The sequence below is a fragment of the Pseudomonas sp. PDM26 genome, assembly GCF_019219185.1.
Lineage (GTDB): Bacteria > Pseudomonadota > Gammaproteobacteria > Pseudomonadales > Pseudomonadaceae > Aquipseudomonas.
Window position 1 is genome coordinate 38,531 of sequence record NZ_JAHUWC010000005.1, and the last position, 18,966, is coordinate 57,496.

Genomic DNA, 18,966 nt, shown 5'->3' on the forward strand with positions numbered 1-18,966 from the left:
TCAGACGGCGGCAGGGCGCAGGGAGTAAGTCTTCAATTGATCGGCGAAGTCGCGCAGCGATTGAATCCCGCTGGCTTCGGCTTCGTGTACCCAATCCTTGATGGCCGCCAGCATGTCGTGACCATTTGAGCTGGTCTTGACCCAGATCTGCTGCAGGGCCAGGCGTTTCTCGTAAATTACCTTCAGTGCCTGACTGTGCTCGAGCATGTTCTGGATGCGTACATGGTGTTTGTCATCCAGCAGGCTGGTCTCCCGCGAAAGCAGGCGTTTGGCCCGGTGGAACTGGTGACGTACCGAGTGATCGACCTTTTCCAGCTCTTGCTTGACCAGCGGGCCGATCACCAATTTGCGGTACTGGGCCATGATCTGGAAGCGGTTGTTGAGGATCGCCATGGCGGTGTCCATGTCCAGGTTGCCCTTGCCTTCGACGCGATGGGCGATCGGCGCAACCCGTTGAACCTTGGCCAGGCGCAGGAAGCTGAAGACTTTGATCCACGCCCAGCCCAGGTCGAATTCCCACTTCTTCACCGACAGTTTTGCCGAATTGGGGTAGGTGTGATGGTTGTTATGCAGTTCTTCGCCGCCAATCAGGATGCCCCACGGCACCAGGTTGGTCGCCGCATCGCGGCATTCGAAGTTGCGGTAGCCGATGGCATGGCCCAGGCCATTGACCACGCCGGCGGCCCACACCGGGATCCACATCATCTGGATGGCCCAGATGGTGATGCCGATGGTGCCGAACAGCAGCAGGTCGATGACGCCCATGATCGCGATGCCCAGCAGCGGATAGCGGCTGTAGAGGTTGCGCTCGATCCAGTCTTCGGGGCAGTTCTTGCCGTAGATGCGCAGGGTCTCCGGGTTTTCCGCTTCGGCGCGGTACAGCTCGGCGCCTTTGCGCAGCACCGTGGACAAACCCTTGATGACCGGGCTGTGCGGGTCATCGACGGTTTCGCATTTGGCGTGATGCTTGCGGTGGATGGCGGTCCACTCGCGGGTGTTCTGCGCCGTGGTCAGCCACAGCCAGAAACGGAAGAAATGCTTAAGGCCCCCATTCAGCTCCAGGGAGCGATGGGCCGAGTAACGATGCAGATAGACCGTGACGGCAATGATCGTGATGTGGGTCATCAGCAGGGTGACTGCTACCAGAGACCAGGGCGACAAGCCAAGAAAACCTTCGTACCACATAGGCTATAGGGCCCTCGATAAAGAAAAAACAGCCGTTGCATTATCACTAAGCCCACACAGAAAACCAGTCGCCCTTTCAGATAAGAGTGGCTGGATGTGTCTTTAAACTATAATCCCCACCTTATTGTAGGGACATGGATCGTCGGATGTCTGCCACCTATCGCGATGCCTTGCGTGCAGCGCTGCTCTATCTGTTGCTTTCTGTGATTTGGCTACAGATCAGTGGCTATTTATTGAACAGTTTCTTCGATAGCTCTGCCGAGCGACTGCGATGGCAACTGATCAACGGTTATGTTTGGGTGCTGTTCAGCGCCGGGTTGATCTTCGTTGCCCGGGCGCGGCTGCTGCGGTGTCTGGGAATCGGCGCCACATTGCACGAACGCAATACCAATCGCGAGCGCCTGCGCCAGGCGGCTGCAGTTTTCGACTGCACCCGCGAAGGCGTGCTGGTCACCGATCGGGAAGGTGTGATCGTCCATGTGAACCGGGCGTTCATGGAAATCACCGGTTACGGTTGTGAGGACGTGCTCGGGCAGCGCCCCACTATGTTCAAGTCCGGACGTCATCCATCTGACTTCTATCAGACGATGTTCGCCGCGCTTGAACGCACAGGGGAGTGGAGCGGGGAAATCTGGAACCGGCGCAAAAGCGGCGAAATTTACCCACAATGGCAGACGATCCGCCTGATCCACGATGACAATGGCCAGCCGAGCCAGTTCGTGGCGGTGTTTTCCGATATCAGTGCAATCAAGAACTCCGAACACGAGTTGATGCACCTGGCGCACCACGATCCGCTGACCGACCTGCCGAACCGCCTGCTGTTCACCGACCGCGCCGAACAGGCCCTGGCCTCGGCACAGGTCCACAAGCGTGGCTGCGCGCTGCTGATGATCGATCTCGATCACTTCAAGATGATCAACGACAGCCTCGGGCACACCATCGGCGATCAGTTGCTCAAGGCGGTGGCCGGGCGCCTGGGTGCCATGTTCGGCCCGGGCATCACCCTGGCGCGGCTGGGCGGGGATGAGTTCGCCGTACTCGCTGAAAGCTGTCCGCAACTGGTTCAGGCCGCTGCGTTGGCCCAGCGGATCATCGATGGCCTTAAAGAGCCGTTCCTTATTGATGGGCACCAGCTGTCCATCAACACCAGCATCGGCATCAGCCTGTTCCCCAGCGATGCCTTGAGCGTCGAGCAACTGCTGCGTAATGCCGACTCTGCACTGTTCAAGGCCAAAAGCACGGGGCGCAATGATTATGCCCTGTACACCGAAGAGCTGACGGCCCACGCCCAGCAACGGGTCGAGATCGCCTTTGAATTGCGTCGCGCCCTGGACCGGCAAGAGCTGCGGGTTCATTACCAGCCGGTTCACGACCTCAAGACCAGTCGCCTGATTGGCGTCGAGGCACTGGTGCGTTGGCAGCACCCGCAGCGGGGGTTGGTATCGCCGGCGGAATTCATTCCGGTCGCCGAACGAACCGGCCTGATTGCTGAAATCGATGCCTGGGTCATGGCGCAGGCGTGCCGGCAGATGTGCCAGTGGCAGCAAGGCGGGGTGATGCTGTCGTTCGTTGCGGTCAACGTTTCTTCGCGTCTGTTCGCCCGTCGTGAGCTGTATCAGCAAGTAGCGCAAGTCCTGCGGGAAACCGGGCTGGAACCGTCGTTTCTCGAGCTGGAAGTCACCGAAAGCGCGGTGATGGAAGACCCGGAAGTCGCGCTGGAACAGATGCATCGACTGCGCGAGCTCGGTGTGCGCCTGGCCATCGACGACTTCGGCACGGGTTATTCATCGTTGCTGCGACTCAAGCGTCTGCCGGTGCAGAAGCTGAAAATGGACCAGGGCTTCGTCGCCGGATTACCGTGGGATGAGGATGATGCGGCGATTTCACGGGTGATCATTGCCCTGGCTCAAAGCATGGGCATGCAGGTGCATGCCGAGGGGATCGAGCAGGTCGAACAGGCTGCTTTCCTCCTCGAGCAGGGATGTGATCTGGGGCAGGGCTACTGGTTCGGGCGACCGGTGCCGGCGGCGCAGCTGGATTGGATGCATGCGCCGGTGATTGGGTAGGTGCAATCCCTGTGGGAGCGAGCTGGCTCCGGGCGGCGTTCCGACGATAGCGGAGTAACAGTCGAGACTTCTGGAGACTGACACACCCTCATCGCGAGCAAGCTCGCTCCCACAGGGTTTTTGTCGTACTTGAAAGAGGCGATTGACCTCAAGCCCTTGTCCCGTCAAATAATTTCTTTTGGTTATATAAACATTCTCAAATAGTCTTTTTAAGAATATCTACTCCTCTCTAGTATTGCTCTCACGCCGCAAGCAGTGCCGACACTGCGAGGCAACCTCTCAGTTGAAGGAGCAGCAATATGAGCGCATCCCTGCGTAGCGTCGACGGTCAAGACGAAGCCACCATCCTGCGTGAAATCCAGAGTGCCCTGCGCGACCTGCGCTTTGGCGCCGTGGAAATCACTGTGCACAACGCCCAGGTGGTGCAGATCGAACGCAAAGAGAAATTCCGTTTGCAGCAGCCGGGCAACAAACCGGGCTGAAGAAGATCGCAGCCTGCGGCAGCTCCTGCAGAAGCACGCAATCACCTGTAGGAGCTGCCGAAGGCTGCGATCTTTGAACCGGCAACGCGATTCCAGAAATCCATAAAAAAGCCAACAAACCAAGAATTCCAGGAGCTTTCACCATGTCGTCGATTCGCCACTTCGCTTTGGCCGCCTTGGCCAGCGCCCTTTTTGCCGGTTCCGCGGTAGCCAAGGATTACGAGTTGCTCAACGTGTCGTACGACCCGACCCGAGAGCTGTACCAGGACTACAACGCCGAATTCATCAAGTTCTGGCAGAAGGACCACGCAGGCGACACCGTGAAGGTCCAGCAATCCCACGGCGGCTCGGGCAAGCAGGGGCGTGCGGTGATCGATGGCCTGCGTGCCGACGTCGTGACCCTGGCCCTGGCCGGTGACATCGACGAAATCGCCAAGCTCGGCAAGACCCTGCCGGCGGACTGGCAAAAACGCCTGCCGGACGCCAGCACGCCATACACCTCGACCATCGTGTTCCTGGTGCGCAAGGGCAACCCCAAAGGCATCAAGGACTGGGGCGACCTGGTCAAGAATGACGTCTCGGTGATCACGCCGAACCCGAAAACCTCCGGCGGTGCGCGCTGGAACTTTCTAGCGGCCTGGGCCTATGGTCTAAAAGCCAACGGCGGTGATGAAGCCAAGGCCAAGGAATACGTGCAAACCCTGTTCAAACACGTGCCAGTGCTGGATACCGGCGCTCGCGGTTCGACCATTACCTTCGTCAATAATGGTCAGGGCGACGTGTTGCTGGCCTGGGAAAACGAAGCCTTCCTGGCCCTGAAAGAAGAGGGCGGCGCCGACAAGTTCGACATCGTCGTGCCGTCGCTGTCGATTCTCGCCGAGCCACCGGTGGCGGTAGTCGACAAAAATGCCGAGAAAAAGGGCAACGAGCAGATCGCCGAAGCCTACCTCAAGTACCTGTACAGCCCGACCGGCCAGGAAATCGCGGCGAAGAACTTCTATCGTCCACGTGACAAGGATGTGGCCGCCAAGTACGCCCAGCAGTTTCCGAAACTGGAGCTGGTGAGCATCGACAAGGACTTCGGCGGCTGGAAAGCCGCGCAGCCGAAATTCTTCAATGACGGGGGCGTGTTCGACCAGATCTACCAGGCGCAGTAATCTTAAATAGCCATCAATGAGCACTCATGCAGCCAGCCTGGGTGCTTAACCTGTGGGAGCGAGCCTGCTCGCGAAGGCGGTGTTTCAGTCGACAGGGATGTTGACGGGTACTCCCCCTTCGCGAGCAGGTTCGCTCCCACAGGGATGGTTTTAGCGGAACGCTTTTTAACCAAGGACTTTTATGTCGCGTCGTATCTCCCCCGTCATACCCGGCTTCGGGCTGACGCTGGGCTACACCTTGGTGTACCTCAGCCTGATTGTGCTCATACCACTGGCGGCGATGTTCGTACATGCCGCTCAACTCACCTGGGATCAGTTCTGGGCAATCATCTCGGCGCCACGGGTGTTGGCGGCGTTGAAGCTCAGCTTCGGCACCGCCCTGTGTGCCGCGATCATCAACGGCATCATCGGCACGCTGCTGGCCTGGGTATTAGTGCGCTATACCTTCCCTGGACGAAAAGTGATCGATGCAATGATCGACCTGCCGTTCGCATTGCCCACTGCAGTGGCCGGTATTGCACTGACGGCGTTGTACACCCCTACCGGTCTGGTTGGTCAATTTGCAGCGGATCTGGGTTTCAAGATCGCCTACACCCCTCTGGGCATCACCCTTGCCCTCACTTTCGTGACACTTCCATTCGTAGTACGTACGGTACAGCCAGTATTGGCGGATATTCCTCGTGAAGTTGAAGAAGCGGCGGCGTGTCTGGGTGCAAAACCGTTGCAGGTTTTCCGTCATATCCTGCTGCCGGCACTGCTTCCGGCATGGCTTACCGGTTTCGCTTTGGCCTTTGCCCGTGGGGTCGGCGAGTACGGTTCGGTGATTTTCATCGCCGGCAACATGCCGATGAAAACCGAGATTTTGCCGCTGCTGATCATGGTCAAGCTCGACCAATACGATTACACCGGCGCTACCTCCATTGGTGTACTGATGCTGGTGGTTTCCTTCGTCCTGTTGCTGCTGATCAACTTGTTGCAGCGGCGCATCGAAACCCCATAAGGAGGCGGCACCCATGTCCCAATCGTCTATTGCTGCCGCTTCCTCGAACGCTGCCCGTCGTGGCAGCGCGACTTCGCGGCGAATCCTGATCGGCCTTGGCTGGCTGATTTTTGCCCTGTTCCTGTTGCTGCCGCTGTTCATCGTGGTGTCCCAGGGTCTGAAACTCGGCCTCGGTGCGTTCTTCACGGCGATCTTTGAGGCGGACGCGCTGTCGGCACTGAAACTCACGGTCATCGCCGTGCTGATTTCGGTGCCGCTGAACCTGGTGTTCGGCGTCAGCGCCGCCTGGTGCGTGAGCAAGTACTCGTTCCGCGGCAAGAGCATGCTGGTGACGCTGATCGACCTGCCGTTCTCGGTGTCGCCGGTGATCGCCGGTCTGGTCTATGTGCTGATGTTCGGAGCCCAAGGCTTGTTCGGGCCATGGCTTTCGGATCACGACATCCAGATCGTTTTCGCCCTGCCGGGCATCGTGCTGGCGACGATTTTCGTCACCGTGCCGTTCGTGGCCCGTGAACTGATCCCGCTGATGCAGGAACAAGGCACTCAGGAAGAGGAGGCGGCGCGTCTGCTCGGGGCCAATGGCTGGCAGATGTTCTGGCACGTCACCGTGCCCAACATCAAATGGGGCCTGATTTACGGCGTGGTGTTGTGCACCGCGCGGGCCATGGGGGAGTTCGGTGCGGTGTCGGTGGTTTCCGGGCACATTCGCGGGGTGACCAACACCCTGCCGCTGCACGTCGAGATCCTCTACAACGAATACAACCACGTGGCCGCGTTCGCCGTGGCGAGCCTGTTGCTGATCCTGGCGCTCTTCATCCTGCTGCTCAAGCAGTGGAGCGAAAACCGTATCAACCGCCTGCGCGCCAGCGCCGCGGAGGAATAATTCATGTCGATCGAAGTGCGAAACGTCAGCAAGAACTTCCATGCCTTCAAGGCGCTGGACAACATCAGCCTGGACATCCAGAGCGGCGAGCTCGTCGCGTTGCTCGGGCCGTCGGGCTGCGGCAAGACCACGTTGCTGCGGATCATCGCCGGCCTGGAAACCCCGGACCAGGGCAACATCGTGTTCCACGGTGAAGACGTCTCCGGTCACGACGTGCGTGATCGCAACGTCGGTTTCGTGTTCCAGCACTACGCCTTGTTCCGCCACATGACGGTGTTCGACAACGTCGCGTTCGGCCTGCGCATGAAGCCGAAAAACCAGCGCCCGAGCGAAAGCCAGATCGCCACCAAAGTCCACGAACTGCTGAATATGGTGCAGCTGGACTGGTTGTCGGATCGCTACCCGGAACAACTCTCCGGCGGTCAGCGTCAGCGCATTGCGTTGGCGCGAGCGCTGGCTGTGGAGCCGAAAGTGCTGCTGCTCGACGAACCCTTCGGCGCCCTTGACGCCAAGGTTCGCAAGGAACTGCGCCGCTGGTTGGCGCGTCTGCACGAAGACATCAACCTGACCTCGGTGTTCGTGACCCACGACCAGGAAGAAGCGATGGAAGTCGCCGACCGTATCGTGGTGATGAACAAAGGTGTGATCGAGCAGATCGGCTCACCGGGCGACGTCTACGAAAACCCGGCCAGCGATTTCGTCTATCACTTCCTTGGTGATTCGAACCGTCTGCATCTGGGCGAAGACAAACACGTGCTGTTCCGCCCGCACGAAGTGTCGCTGTCGCGCCATGAACTGGAAGACCACCACGCGGCTGAAGTGCGCGATATTCGTCCGCTGGGCGCGACAACACGGGTGACGTTGAAGGTCGAAGGGCAGAGCGATCTGATCGAAGCCGAAGTGGTCAAGGATCACGACAGCCTGATCGGGTTGGCGAAGGGAGAGACGCTGTTCTTCAAGCCGAAGGTCTGGCAGAAGGTTGCCAACATCTAAGGTCAAAAGATCGCAGCCTGCGGCAGCTCCTACAGAGATTTCGGTTGGCTACAATGTTGTGACCGACATCAAGCCTTTGTAGGAGCTGCCGCAGGCTGCGATCTTTTAAAGAGGTTTAAGCCGCTGCATTTTTGCGATTGACCCGAACCCCGCCCGCTCGCGCCTCGATCTGCTCTTTGAGCTCATGCCGCATCCCCAGCATGAACACCAGCTCGGCCACCACAAACAACGGCCCGACAATCAACCCGGTCACGTCATCGACAAAGGCCGGCTTGCGTCCTTCGTAGTGATGCCCGACAAACTGGATCGCCCAACCGATCACGAACATCGCCACGCCGCTGCCCAGCCAGACCAGCGTGCTTTGCTGTGCCAGCGCATGTCCTGCCCACACGGACAACCCGAGCAACACCGTCATCAACACGCCCAGGCGCCATTCCAGGCGCAGGTAAAACCACGCCGATGCCAGCGAGACGAGCACCGCCGGTGACAGCCACACGCCACCCAGCGACCACTCCGGCCGCGACAGCAACACCGCGACGGCGACCACGATCAGTGGAATGCCGATAAAGTGCGATGCGATGTTGCGTGGGTCACGGTGGTAGGCGGCGTATTGACTGAGGTGGTCGACGAGGCTTTTCATTGTTGTTCTCCTGTGGGGTGATTGATCATGCCCCGAGGCCGCTTCCCGCTCTGTCAGCCAGGCGACAATCTCTAGGAGTTTTCATGGATATGCAGGTCTGGCGTCCACGCCTGATGAGCGGTCAGTGGTTCAGCCATTTGCCTGTTTCCCTACAGGATAGTTTGCTGTCGGTGGCCAGGGTACGGCGCTTGTCACCGGGCCAGCGGCTGTTCAAACGTGGCGATCCACCTTGCGGCCTGTACGCGGTGCTTGAAGGCGCGGTGCGCGTCGGTGCCGTGAGCGAGCAGGGCAAGGAAGCGTTGCTGAGCCTGATGGAGCCGCCGCACTGGTTCGGCGAAATCTGCCTGTTCGATGGCCAGCCACGCACCCACGATGCCTACAGCGTGGGCCAGTGTGTCTTGTTGCACATCCCGCAGGCGGCGCTGCTGAAGTTGCTCGACGAACAACCGGTATACTGGCGGCAACTGGCGTTGTTGATGAGCCACAAACTGCGCCTGACCTTCATCAACCTCGAACAGCTGAGCCTGATGCCCGCCCCGGCACGTCTCGCCCATCGCTTGCTGATGATCGCCGCAGGTTACGGCGAAATCGATCCGCCGCGCCGGGTGTTGCAACTGCCGCAGGAGCAATTGGCGTCGTTGTTGTCGCTGTCGCGCCAGACCACTAACCAGCTCCTCAAGGAACTGCAGGGGCAGGGGATTCTGAACCTCAAGTACGGCGAGATCGAAATTGTCGATGCCGAGCGGTTGCGGGCACTGGCGATTTTTTGAAACGCAACGTTATTGATGGGCTTTGCCAGCGAAGGCGCCTAGCCTGTGACGACGACAATCGAGGTGTGCCATGCGTGTACTTCTAGTAGAAGACGAACCGGAGACCGCCAAACTCTTGGCCAACGGCCTGAATGAGGCGAGCTATTCGGTCGATGTCGCGCTCAACGGCATGGACGGCCGGCGCTTCATCGAGTCCGGCGAATACGAACTGATCATCCTCGACGTGATGCTGCCCGGGCTAAACGGCTGGCAATTGCAGCAGCAGATTCGCAAACTCGGCGAGACGCCGGTGCTGTTCCTTACCACCAAGGATGGCATCGAGGATCGACTGCGCGGGTTGGAGTTGCATGAGGACGATTATTTGCTCAAGCCGTTTGCAGTAAGCGAATTGGTGGCGCGGGTACGCAAGTTGTTGCGACGGGATCGCGGACGGTGATCTCCCGAACGGCTAGTTAAAAAATGAGCTGGACTTCCGCTTTAAACTGCACTAAATACAATGCATATCCATATAAAATGTGATTTTGCACGGTATACGATGCAGGTTGGCAAATGGAAAACCTTGGTGAACTGATTCGCTCGCTCCGCAAGGCGCAAAAGCTATCCCAGCAGGCGCTGGCAAAACAGTACGGCATGAGCCGCTCCACGATTTCGGGTATCGAAAACAACACCCTCTCTGAAATCGGCCTGCGTAAGGTTGAGGCAATCCTCAACGGTTTCGGGTATGAGCTCACCGCCGTGCCCCGTCAGTTGAAGCGCCCAACGCTGGACTCACTGAAAAAGGTCAACTTCCATGGGTGAGTCGCAGGAAAGGGACCGGCTTCACATCAGTGTCTCCGCAAACGCAGTCGGCACCTTGGGTCGTGGTCAGTCTCGCAGCGATTCAGTGTTTACATACGCCGAAAACGCACAGGAAAAAAACTCGGTTTCGTTGACCATGCCGGCTCGCCTCGAAAGTTACACATGGGAGCAAGGTGTACCGCCGGTTTTCGAAATGAACCTGCCTGAAGGGGCTCTGCGAGATGAGTTGGTTCGTCGTTTCAGCAAAGCAGTCAGAGGCTTTGATGATTTCGCGATGTTGTCGATCGTCGGCCCGCACCAGCTTGGGCGAGTGGGAATTGCAAACGCGCAAGATGCGAACGACCGTCCACCTGAAACCAGCCTCGCGGACCTTCTGGTTCATGACGGTGCTCAAGGCTTGTTCGATGATCTATTGCATACGTATGGCAAATATTCAGGCGTTTCCGGTGTGCAGCCCAAGGTGTTGGTTCGTGACAGTGCGACAACCGTCGACCACCTGACTCATCGAGGCGCGACGCATCTGGTTAAATCCTTTCGTCCAGACGAATACCCTGAACTCGCAGCCAACGAATACTTCTGCATGCGGGCAGCGCTACATTCGGGGCTTGAGGTGCCGAAGTTCGAGCTCAGCGAGCATGGCAAATTTCTGGTTGTCGAACGCTTCGATCTGAATGAGCAAGGTCATTTGGGGTTCGAGGATTTCTGCGTACTGAATGCCTGGCCGTCGAAGGCCAAATACGATGGCTCGTACGAAGGTGCCGCGCGGCAAATCAAAGAGTTCGTCTCTCCGCCATTGCTCAATCAGGCGCTTGAGTCTTTTTTCAAGATCGTTGCGCTCTCGTCAGCCTTGAAGAATGGCGATGCTCACCTTAAAAACTTCGGCGTTCTGTATGAAAACTGCGGCATGGATGCGCAAATCAGCCTCGCTCCGGCCTATGACATCGTCACCACGTCGGTTTACATAAGGTCTGACAGCATGGCGTTGCTTTTAGGCGGATCAAAAGCATGGCCAAAGTACAAGATGCTGATGCGATTTGGCCGTTCGGCCTGCAACCTGACCGAGGGCCGTTGTAATGAGCTGTTGCAGCAGGTTGCCCACGGGGTGGAGGCGGCAATGACCGAGATGGCTGTTTACATCAAAGACAACAGCGTCTTTGCGAGCGTTGGCGAAGCGATGATGGAGCAGTGGGCATCAGGCGTCGCGCGCAGTCTCGTGAAAAATTGATCAGCGCAACCCATCCCGAAACTGCCCCGGCGTCATCCCGGTCCAGCGCTTGAACGCACGACTGAAGCTGCTGGTGTCGGCAAACCCGAGCAGATAACTGATTTCGCTCAACGAGCATTGCGGATCGCGCAGGTGCAGCAACGCCAGGTTCTCACGGCTTTCGTTGAGCAGCGTATCGAACCGGTAGCCTTCATCCGCCAGGTGCCGTTGCAGGCTGCGCAGGCTCAGGTGCAGGGCCTTGGCGATGTGTTCGGCGCTGGGTTCGCCTTCGGGCAGTTGTTCTTCAATGGCGTCGCGGACCTTGCGCTCCCAGGTCAGCGGCTTGAGTTGCGCCAGGGTGCGCTTGAGCACGGTTTCGTTGTGTTCGGCCAGCTCCGGGTTGGCGTCGTCCAGATGGCTGTCGAAGTCGACGAGGGCGAATTCCAGTCGATCCTCGTCGGCGCCGAAGTGCACGGGCGAGCGAAAGACTTTATGCCATTGGTGCGCGTCTGCCGGTTCCGGACGGCGCAGGTAGGTCGCCAGCGGCGCGTAGTCGCGACCCAGGCGATTGCGGCAGGTGCGCACGTAAATCGCCATGAACGCATCGATGGCTTCGAAGGCAGGGGCCGGGTTGCCGGCAGGGATTTTCAGGCGGAAACAGTAGCGATCTTCGGTGCGGGTCAGTTCCAGTTCCAGGGCATCGCTGACCACCTGGTGATAGCGCACGATGCGCTCGAACACTTCCCGCAGGCTGCCGCTGGCCACCAGCGCATAACCCAGTGCATGGAAGGTGGTCGGGCTGACGAAACGCGAAACCCGCAAACCGATCGCCGGGTCGCCGCTGGCCTGCACCGCCAGATTCCACAGGTGCGTGGTGCCCGACAGTGGGTAGCGCGCGTTCGGATCGTCCATCAAATTTGGGTCGAGTCCCGCTTGCTGGCACAGGGCGGTGCTATCGATGCCCAGGGCATCGAGTTGCTTGCGCAGGGCGCGAGTCCAGCTGGCGAGGGAGGTCGGTTCAGTCATGCTGATTGGCGCTTCCGGTCAACAGGTTGGCGTTCTCGGCTACCGCCTTGCAGGGGTTCCCAAGGCAGGATGCAACCATCAATAACCAGAGGATGGAAGCATGAGCGGTATTTCTGCAAGCCCCCAACGACTGAATGCAGCCCAACGATCAGCCCATATCCGTGAAGTGGTGCTGGCCAGAGGCGTCGAGCTGCGCGAGCAATACCCGATTCTCAAGCATCAGGACGCCCTCGGCGCAGGCATTCTGACCTTCGCCATCGCCGGTATGATCGGTTCGGCGGCGCTCTATATGACCGGGCACATGGCCTGGTGGGCGTGCCTGTTGCTCAACGCATTTTTCGCCTCGCTGACCCATGAACTGGAACACGACCTGATCCACAGCATGTACTTTCGCAAGCAGAAGGTGCCGCACAACCTGATGATGGGGCTGGTGTGGCTGGCGCGGCCGAGCACGATCAACCCATGGATTCGCCGCCACCTGCACCTCAATCACCACAAAGTCTCCGGCTCCGAAGCCGACCTGGAAGAACGCGCCATCACCAACGGCGAGCCTTGGGGTTTCGCACGGTTTTTGATGATTGGCGACAACATGATGTCGTCGTTCATCCGCATGCTGCGAGCCAAGACCTTGTCCATGAAGTTCAGCATCATTTACCGCACGCTGAAGGTCTACGCCCCACTGGCGCTGATGCATTGGGGCGCGTGGTACGTGTTTCTCGGGTTCCATGCGGCGAATGGCTTTGCGCATCTGATGGACGCACCGATCGAATGGTCGGCGACCACGTTGTCGGTGATGCAGGTGGTCGACATTGTGGCTGTGGTGATCATCGGTCCGAATGTGTTGCGCACGTTCTGCCTGCACTTCATCAGCTCGAACATGCACTACTACGGTGACGTGGAACCGGGCAACGTGATGCAGCAAACCCAGGTCCTGAATGCCCCGTGGCTGTGGCCGTTGCAGGCGTTCTGCTTCAACTTCGGCAGCAGCCACGGTATCCATCACTTTGTGGTGAAGGAGCCGTTCTACATCCGCCAGTTGACCGTACCGGTGGGGCACAAGGTGATGCGCGAGATGGGCGTGCGGTTCAATGATTTCGGCACGTTTGCGCGGGCCAACCGGTTTGAGGGCAAGGAAGAGGCGGTAGGTGTGAGGACACAAACCGCTCAAGTCTGACTCGTATTTGTGGCGAGGGAGCTTGCTCCCGCTGGGTCGCGAAGCGGCCCCCTTATCCCGAAAACGAAGGGGACTGCTGCGCAGCCCAATGGGAGCAAGCTCCCTCGCCACAGGGGGTAATGTTTAGTCTGGCTGGAATGGCGACTCACTCAGGATCACCCCAGTCTCATCCACATACCGCTGCCAGTGCTCGATCAAGGCACCAAGCTTCTGCGGTTGGCTCGACGCCAGGTCATGAATCTCCCCCGGATCATTGCCCAGGTCATACAGTTGCCAGGTTGCCGGCCCGACCGGTCCCGGGATGTACACCGCCTTCCATTGCCCCTGTCGAATCGCCCGCCGACCGAACAATTCCCACCCGGTCACGGTGTGCTCGTCATGCACTTGCGCCGTTTCGCCCGACAGAAACCCCAGCCACGATTTACCGCGGATTTGCGCCACGGGTTTGCCATGCCACTGCTTGCCCGGATGGCGCACACCGGCGAGGTCGAGAATGGTCGGCGTGATGTCCATCACGGTGCCGAAACCGTGGCTGATCTGCCCCTTGAGCGGCAGTTGCGGGTAATGCACCAGCGCCGGCACGCGAATCCCGCCTTCGGTGGTGAAGGCCTTGAACAGCCGCGATGGCGCGGTCGCCACTTGCGCCCAGTTCGGCCCGTACCAGACGTAGGAGTTGGCGCGGCCGATGTTGTCCAGGCTGTTGTCGTAATGCTGGTTGAGATAGGTCAGCAACTGCGGGCCGAATTTCGGGAAAGCCTCCAGCAATGCCCCTTCGGCGCCGTTATCGGACATGAACAGGATGAAGGTGTTGTCCAGTTGCCCTTGTTGGCGCAGGTAGTCGACGACGCGGCCGATGTTCCAGTCCATGCGCTCGACCATCGCTGCATACACCTCCATGGCCCGCGCGGAGATCTGCCGTTGTTCGTCGCTCAAGGCATCCCATTGTGCGGTCAACTGGATCAACGGATGCGGCTCGACATCGGCCTCGATCAGCCCCAGCTTTTTGAGTTTTTCCAGGCGCTCGATTCGCAGTGCTTCAGGGCCGGCGTCATAGCGCCCGCGGTATTTTTCCACCACCTCGGCCGGCGCCTGCAACGGCCAGTGCGGTGCGGAAAACGGCAGGTAAGCGAAGAACGGCCGGGTCTGGTCGCGCTCCTTGAGGTATTGCAGCAGCTTGTCGCCAAAGGCATCGGAGGAATAGAAATCCTTGGGCAGTTCATTGATGAATTGGTCGTCTTCGATGTACAGCGCCGGGGTGGATTTCAGCAACCGTGGCGTCGTTTCATCGTAGGTCGGCTCGAAGCCGTAATGGTTGGCGGCGCCGGGCAACAGAGAAAACGAACGCTCGAAACCCCGGGCGTGAGGCGCCAGTTCTGCGGTCAGGCCCAGGTGCCATTTGCCGCTCATCAAGGTCTGGTAACCCGCCTCGCGCAGCAACTCGGGCAGGGCGACCACGCGATCGTTCAAATGTCCTTCGTAACCCGGTTTACCGATCAGGTCCGGGGTCAATGCTTCAGCCATGGTGCCGATGCCGGCGATGTGGTGATCGGTGCCGGTGAGCAGCATCGAACGGGTCGGCGAGCAGGTCGGTGCGGTGTGAAAATCGGTCAGGCGCAGGCCATTGTTGGCCAATGCATCGAGGTTTGGTGTATTGATTTCGCCACCGAAGGCGCCGAGGTCGGAAAAGCCCAGGTCATCGGCCAGGATCACTAGAAAGTTGGGACGTTGCGGCATCAAGCATTTCCTTTTTCAGTAGGCAATGAAGGACAGCGGCAGATCGCGGACCTGCACCGGCACGGGGGGCTGGTAGTGATCGTCGCTGGTGAGTTCGTGAAGCAGTTCTTCGCGTAACTGGTGGAAGTCGAAACTGCTGCGCTGGCGCGGATGGGGCAGGGTAATGTCGACCACTTGCTTGATCCGCCCCGGACGCGGCTCCATCACAACCACGCGGTCGGCGAGGAAGATCGCTTCCTCGACGTCGTGGGTGACCAGCACCGTGGTGATTTTTGCCCGGGCGCGGATCGCCAGCAGTTCGTCCTGCATCTGTTGGCGGGTCAGCGCATCAAGGGCGCCGAAGGGCTCGTCCAGCAGCAGAATCCGTGGGCTGGCCACCAGGCCGCGAGCGATGGCCACGCGCTGCGCCATGCCGCCGGAGAGCTGGTGCGGATAGGCGCGGGCGAAGTCGCCGAGGCCCACCAGTTCGATGAAATCAGCGATGCGCCTGTGCTTTTGTGCAGCGCTCAGTGGCTCATTGACCAGGCCCAGACCGATGTTGTCGGCCACGCTCAGCCACGGGAACAAGCGGTGCTCCTGAAAGACGATGCCACGCTCACCGCCGATGCCGGTGACGGCTTTTCCGTCGACGCTGATCTGCCCGCGAAACTGCGTATCGAGGCCCACCAGCAGCCGCAGCAAAGTGGATTTACCGCAACCGCTGGAGCCGACGATGGCGACGAACTCACCCTCGGCGATGTCCAGGTTGAATTCTCGAATAGCCTCAAGTGTGAAACCGTCGGCCTCGAAGGTTTTGCCCACGTGATTGAAGCTGACAATCGGTGCGTTCATGCATGCCTCCAGCGAGTGGCGCGGATTTCCAGGCGTTGGCCAATGAGGTTGAGCAGGGCACCGGTCAGGCCCACCAGCAGCATGCCGGCCATGATCAGGTCCATGCGCAGCAGTTGCTGGGCGCCGATCATCTGGCTGCCAATGCCGCCGTTGGACGGCATGAAATATTCGGCGCCGATGGTGCCGAGCCAGGCGTAGATCAGGCTCAGCCGAAGTCCTGCAAAAATCCCCGGTGCCGCACCCGGTAGCACCAGTCGACGGAGGCGCTGGCGCAGATTCAGGCGCAACACCTGCGCGGCCTCGTTCAGTTGCGGCGACAGGTGGGCGACGCTGCGTTGGGTGGCGATGAACAGCGGGAAAAAAGCGGCGAGGGCAACGAACACCCACTTGGCCAATTCCCCCAGACCGAACCACGCGGTGAGCAGCGGCACCCAGGCGAAAATGGCGATCTGGCGGATGGCCGCAAGGGTTGGGCCGAGCACGCGTTCACTGGTCCGCGACAATCCCAGCAGCAACCCCAAGGCAAACCCGAGCCCACCGCCGAGCAGCAATCCGCCAAGGGTCCGGCCCAGGCTCAGGGCCATGCCGCCAAGCAGTGTGCCGTCGAGCAGGCCATCCCGAGTGGTCTGCAGGACGGCCAGAGGACTGACCAGAATGTTCGGGTCAATCCACTGTTGATCCGAAGTCAGTTGCCACAACGCCAGAAGCGCCAATGGCAGCAGCCACGGTTGCAGGCGTTGCCAACCTTGATAACGCGGCCCGCGACGGATTTCGGCGGTGGCCGGGTGCGGCCAGTGCACCAGTTTCCTGTCCAGCAGACCGATGCCGCGATCCATCGCCACGCCGATCAGGCCGATCACCACGATGCACACGAAGACGATGTCGAGCATGAACAGCTGCCGCGCCCAGACCATCAGGTAACCGATGCCTTCGCTGGACGCGAGCAGTTCGACAGCCAGCAGCGAAGTCCAGCCGGCGGCCAGCGCGAGGCGCACACCGGCCATGAATGCCGGCAGTGCGGCAGGCAGCACCAGGCGTCGGATCAACAGGTGCCTGGGCAGGCGCAACACGGCGGCGGCCTCGTGCAGCCTGGGTTGTGCATCGCGCACACCGACCAGTGTATGCAAGGTTACCGGCACCACGATGGCCTTGATCAGCACAACCAGTTTGAGCACTTCACCGATGCCGAAAAACACCATGAACAATGGAATCCAGGCCAGGGTCGGGACTTGCGCCAACCCGGCGAAGGTCGGAAATACCAGGCGCTCCAGTCGACGACTGAAACCCAGTGCCGCACCCAAAACAGCACCAGCGCTGATCCCGGCCAGCAGCCCCCAGAACAAGCGTTGCAGGCTGATCCACAAATGGCTCCACAACTCGCCTTGGGACAGTTCCACCGCGCTGCTCCACACCAGAGTCGGTGTCGGCAGGATCTGCTCGCTCATCCAGTGATGGCGGCTGGCGAGCCACCAGAGGGCGAACAGGGCAATGGGCAACAACCACGGCAACAAACGTTGGCCCAGGCTTGGCCAGCGTTGCCTGTTTTTAAGTGGCGGCGCGGCCAGTGGCAGGCTGAGAAGAGAAACACGGGCCATGGATGACCTCCGTTGTCGGGTTGCAATACAGGCTGCCTTTTTGTGGGAGCAAGCTCGCTCCCACAAGGGTTCAGGGTGTATACAAAAATGATCTATAAAATTCAAAATCAATTCTATTGAGAGATAAGAGAGGCCATTTATGGCCTCCCTAAGCCTCCGCATCCAATGCATTCGAAGAATATTTTCGATGCCGTTCCTGCATACCTGGCCAAAAGGCCCGGAAGTGTTGGTATAGATCTAAATGCTCTAAAAATGTGAATTTATAGTATTTAAGTGTTGGTTCCACTTCGGCCTACTTTCGCCTCCTCAACGCCCGTTGCCCAAGGAGCCGCACCCATGAACCTTCCCTTCAAACGTGTCATCAGCCTGTTCGCCGCACCGGCCCTCGCGGGTCTACTGGCCTTCACGGCCAACGCTGGTGAGCTCAAGGAAATCCGCATCGCCGTGCCGGACCTGAGTGCCGGTACCCAGCACAGCGGTGGCGGTGTAGTGGATGTGTTGCGCGATCAACAGATCTTCGAAAAGGCCTTTGCCGATCAGGGCATCAAGATTCAATGGAGCTTTTTCAAGGGCGCAGGCCCGGTGATCAACGAGGCGTTCGCCAACGGTCAGGTTGACCTGGCTTACCTCGGCGATCTGGCGGCCATCATCGGCAAGTCCAATGGTCTGGATACGCGGTTGCTCAGCGCCTCGGCACGCGGGGTGAAGCATTACCTGGGCGTGGTGCCGGGTTCGGGGATCAAGACCCTGCAGGACCTCAAGGGCAAACGCGTGGCGATCTTCCGTGGCACCGCCAGCCAGTTGTCCTTCGACGCGGCGCTGGCCAGTCAGGGGTTGAGCGAGAAGGACGTGAAAGTCATCAACCTCGACTTCAACGCGGCGGTCGCGGCGCTGGCGGCGAAGCAGATCGATGCCTCGTGGGGCGGTTCCGGGCTCACGGCGTTGCAAGCCAAGGGGCTGGCCGAGTTGCCGCTGAGCACCAAGGACCTGGGCGGCGCCGGCAGTGTGCAGGCGGTGTTGGTGGGGACCGGGAAGTTTGTCGATGCGCATCCGGAGGCGGTGGCGAAACTGCTCAAGGCGCAGCAGCAAGCAGTGGAGTGGCTGACTCAGGAAAGCAACAAGGACGCCTACATTCAGCTGGTGTCGGGGCTGGCGAGTTATCCACCGGTAATTCTTTCTCAGGATTTGAAGGATCAGAAACTGGGCGAGGTTTTCCCCTCGACGCTTGACCCGGTGTTCCTTGGCAAGTTGCAGGATGCCGTGGACCTGGCTTCGCAGCAGAAGCTGATTCGCAAGTCGTTCAAGGTGAGCGATTGGGTGGCGCCGGAGTTGGCTGCTGCCAGGCTTTAAATCTCAAAAGATCGCAGCCTTCGGCAGCTCCTACATCGATCAGTGTAGGAGCTGCCGAAGGCTGCGATCTCTTGATCC

The 18,966-nt window shown here is 59.5% G+C and carries 18 protein-coding genes; 12 read left to right on the plus strand and 6 right to left on the minus strand.

Annotation, left to right across the window (positions count from 1 at the left end; genetic code table 11):
• Positions 1-1,185, minus strand: a complete 1,185-nt coding sequence (gene desA / locus KW849_RS11605; RefSeq protein ID WP_218429542.1) for a delta-9 fatty acid desaturase DesA — start codon at positions 1,183-1,185, stop codon at positions 1-3.
• Positions 1,186-1,331: 146 nt separating this feature from the next.
• Here desA and dibA point away from each other — a divergent pair, with 146 nt between their 5' ends.
• From dibA to KW849_RS11635, 6 genes are all read left to right on the plus strand, one after another.
• A complete protein-coding gene (gene dibA, locus KW849_RS11610) occupies positions 1,332-3,251 on the plus strand; it encodes a phosphodiesterase DibA (protein ID WP_218429543.1) in 1,920 nt (639 codons plus the stop codon).
• 299 nt (positions 3,252-3,550) lie between these two features.
• Positions 3,551-3,733, plus strand: a complete 183-nt coding sequence (gene oscA, locus KW849_RS11615) for a sulfur starvation response protein OscA (protein ID WP_007975618.1) — start codon at positions 3,551-3,553, stop codon at positions 3,731-3,733.
• Positions 3,734-3,876: 143 nt separating this feature from the next.
• Complete coding sequence (locus KW849_RS11620; RefSeq protein WP_218429544.1) at positions 3,877-4,890, plus strand: sulfate ABC transporter substrate-binding protein; 1,014 nt, start codon at positions 3,877-3,879, stop codon at positions 4,888-4,890.
• Positions 4,891-5,071: 181 nt separating this feature from the next.
• Positions 5,072-5,890 carry a sulfate ABC transporter permease subunit CysT gene (cysT, locus tag KW849_RS11625; RefSeq protein WP_007972956.1) on the plus strand — a complete coding sequence of 273 codons (819 nt, stop codon included), beginning with the start codon at positions 5,072-5,074 and terminating at the stop codon, positions 5,888-5,890.
• 13 nt (positions 5,891-5,903) lie between these two features.
• Positions 5,904-6,773 (plus strand): sulfate ABC transporter permease subunit CysW, encoded by an 870-nt coding sequence (gene cysW / locus KW849_RS11630; protein WP_218429545.1) that lies wholly within the window; start codon positions 5,904-5,906, stop codon positions 6,771-6,773.
• 3 nt (positions 6,774-6,776) lie between these two features.
• A complete protein-coding gene (locus KW849_RS11635) occupies positions 6,777-7,766 on the plus strand; it encodes a sulfate/molybdate ABC transporter ATP-binding protein (protein ID WP_085717793.1) in 990 nt (329 codons plus the stop codon).
• Positions 7,767-7,881: 115 nt separating this feature from the next.
• Here the strand turns inward: KW849_RS11635 and KW849_RS11640 are convergent, their stop codons facing one another.
• Positions 7,882-8,406, minus strand: a complete 525-nt coding sequence (locus KW849_RS11640) for a DUF962 domain-containing protein (RefSeq protein WP_218429546.1) — start codon at positions 8,404-8,406, stop codon at positions 7,882-7,884.
• Positions 8,407-8,489: 83 nt separating this feature from the next.
• Between KW849_RS11640 and KW849_RS11645 the strand changes: the two genes are divergently transcribed.
• The 4 genes from KW849_RS11645 (at position 8,490) to KW849_RS11660 (ending at position 11,199) form a co-directional block, all read left to right on the plus strand.
• Entirely contained in the window at positions 8,490-9,176 is a 687-nt protein-coding gene (locus KW849_RS11645; RefSeq protein WP_218429547.1) for a Crp/Fnr family transcriptional regulator, read from the plus strand.
• 70 nt (positions 9,177-9,246) lie between these two features.
• Positions 9,247-9,612, plus strand: coding sequence for a response regulator (locus KW849_RS11650; RefSeq protein WP_218429548.1), 366 nt, complete (start codon positions 9,247-9,249; stop codon positions 9,610-9,612).
• Positions 9,613-9,725: 113 nt separating this feature from the next.
• Positions 9,726-9,974 (plus strand): helix-turn-helix domain-containing protein, encoded by a 249-nt coding sequence (locus KW849_RS11655; RefSeq protein ID WP_218429549.1) that lies wholly within the window; start codon positions 9,726-9,728, stop codon positions 9,972-9,974.
• Positions 9,967-11,199: a type II toxin-antitoxin system HipA family toxin gene (locus KW849_RS11660; protein WP_218429550.1), complete on the plus strand. Its 1,233-nt coding sequence runs from the start codon at positions 9,967-9,969 to the stop codon at positions 11,197-11,199. Before KW849_RS11655 ends, KW849_RS11660 begins: the two co-directional genes overlap by 8 nt.
• On the opposite strand, the gene KW849_RS11665 is transcribed toward KW849_RS11660, so the two are convergent.
• On the minus strand, positions 11,200-12,204 hold the full coding sequence (locus tag KW849_RS11665; protein WP_218429551.1) for an AraC family transcriptional regulator: 1,005 nt from the start codon (positions 12,202-12,204) through the stop codon (positions 11,200-11,202).
• 100 nt (positions 12,205-12,304) lie between these two features.
• Here KW849_RS11665 and KW849_RS11670 point away from each other — a divergent pair, with 100 nt between their 5' ends.
• Positions 12,305-13,378, plus strand: a complete 1,074-nt coding sequence (locus KW849_RS11670) for a fatty acid desaturase (protein WP_218429552.1) — start codon at positions 12,305-12,307, stop codon at positions 13,376-13,378.
• A gap of 123 nt (positions 13,379-13,501) precedes the next feature.
• Here the strand turns inward: KW849_RS11670 and KW849_RS11675 are convergent, their stop codons facing one another.
• From KW849_RS11675 to KW849_RS11685, 3 genes are read right to left on the minus strand one after another with little or no spacing between them, the layout of a single operon-like run.
• Positions 13,502-15,112 carry an arylsulfatase gene (locus KW849_RS11675; protein ID WP_218429553.1) on the minus strand — a complete coding sequence of 537 codons (1,611 nt, stop codon included), beginning with the start codon at positions 15,110-15,112 and terminating at the stop codon, positions 13,502-13,504.
• A 15-nt stretch (positions 15,113-15,127) separates the two neighbouring features.
• On the minus strand, positions 15,128-15,943 hold the full coding sequence (locus tag KW849_RS11680; protein WP_218429554.1) for an ABC transporter ATP-binding protein: 816 nt from the start codon (positions 15,941-15,943) through the stop codon (positions 15,128-15,130).
• Complete coding sequence (locus KW849_RS11685) at positions 15,940-17,538, minus strand: ABC transporter permease (protein WP_218429555.1); 1,599 nt, start codon at positions 17,536-17,538, stop codon at positions 15,940-15,942. Before KW849_RS11685 ends, KW849_RS11680 begins: the two co-directional genes overlap by 4 nt.
• A gap of 336 nt (positions 17,539-17,874) precedes the next feature.
• On the opposite strand from KW849_RS11685, the gene KW849_RS11690 reads away from it, so the two are divergent.
• Complete coding sequence (locus tag KW849_RS11690) at positions 17,875-18,888, plus strand: ABC transporter substrate-binding protein (RefSeq protein ID WP_218429556.1); 1,014 nt, start codon at positions 17,875-17,877, stop codon at positions 18,886-18,888.
• The last annotated feature ends 78 nt before the right edge of the window (positions 18,889-18,966 follow it).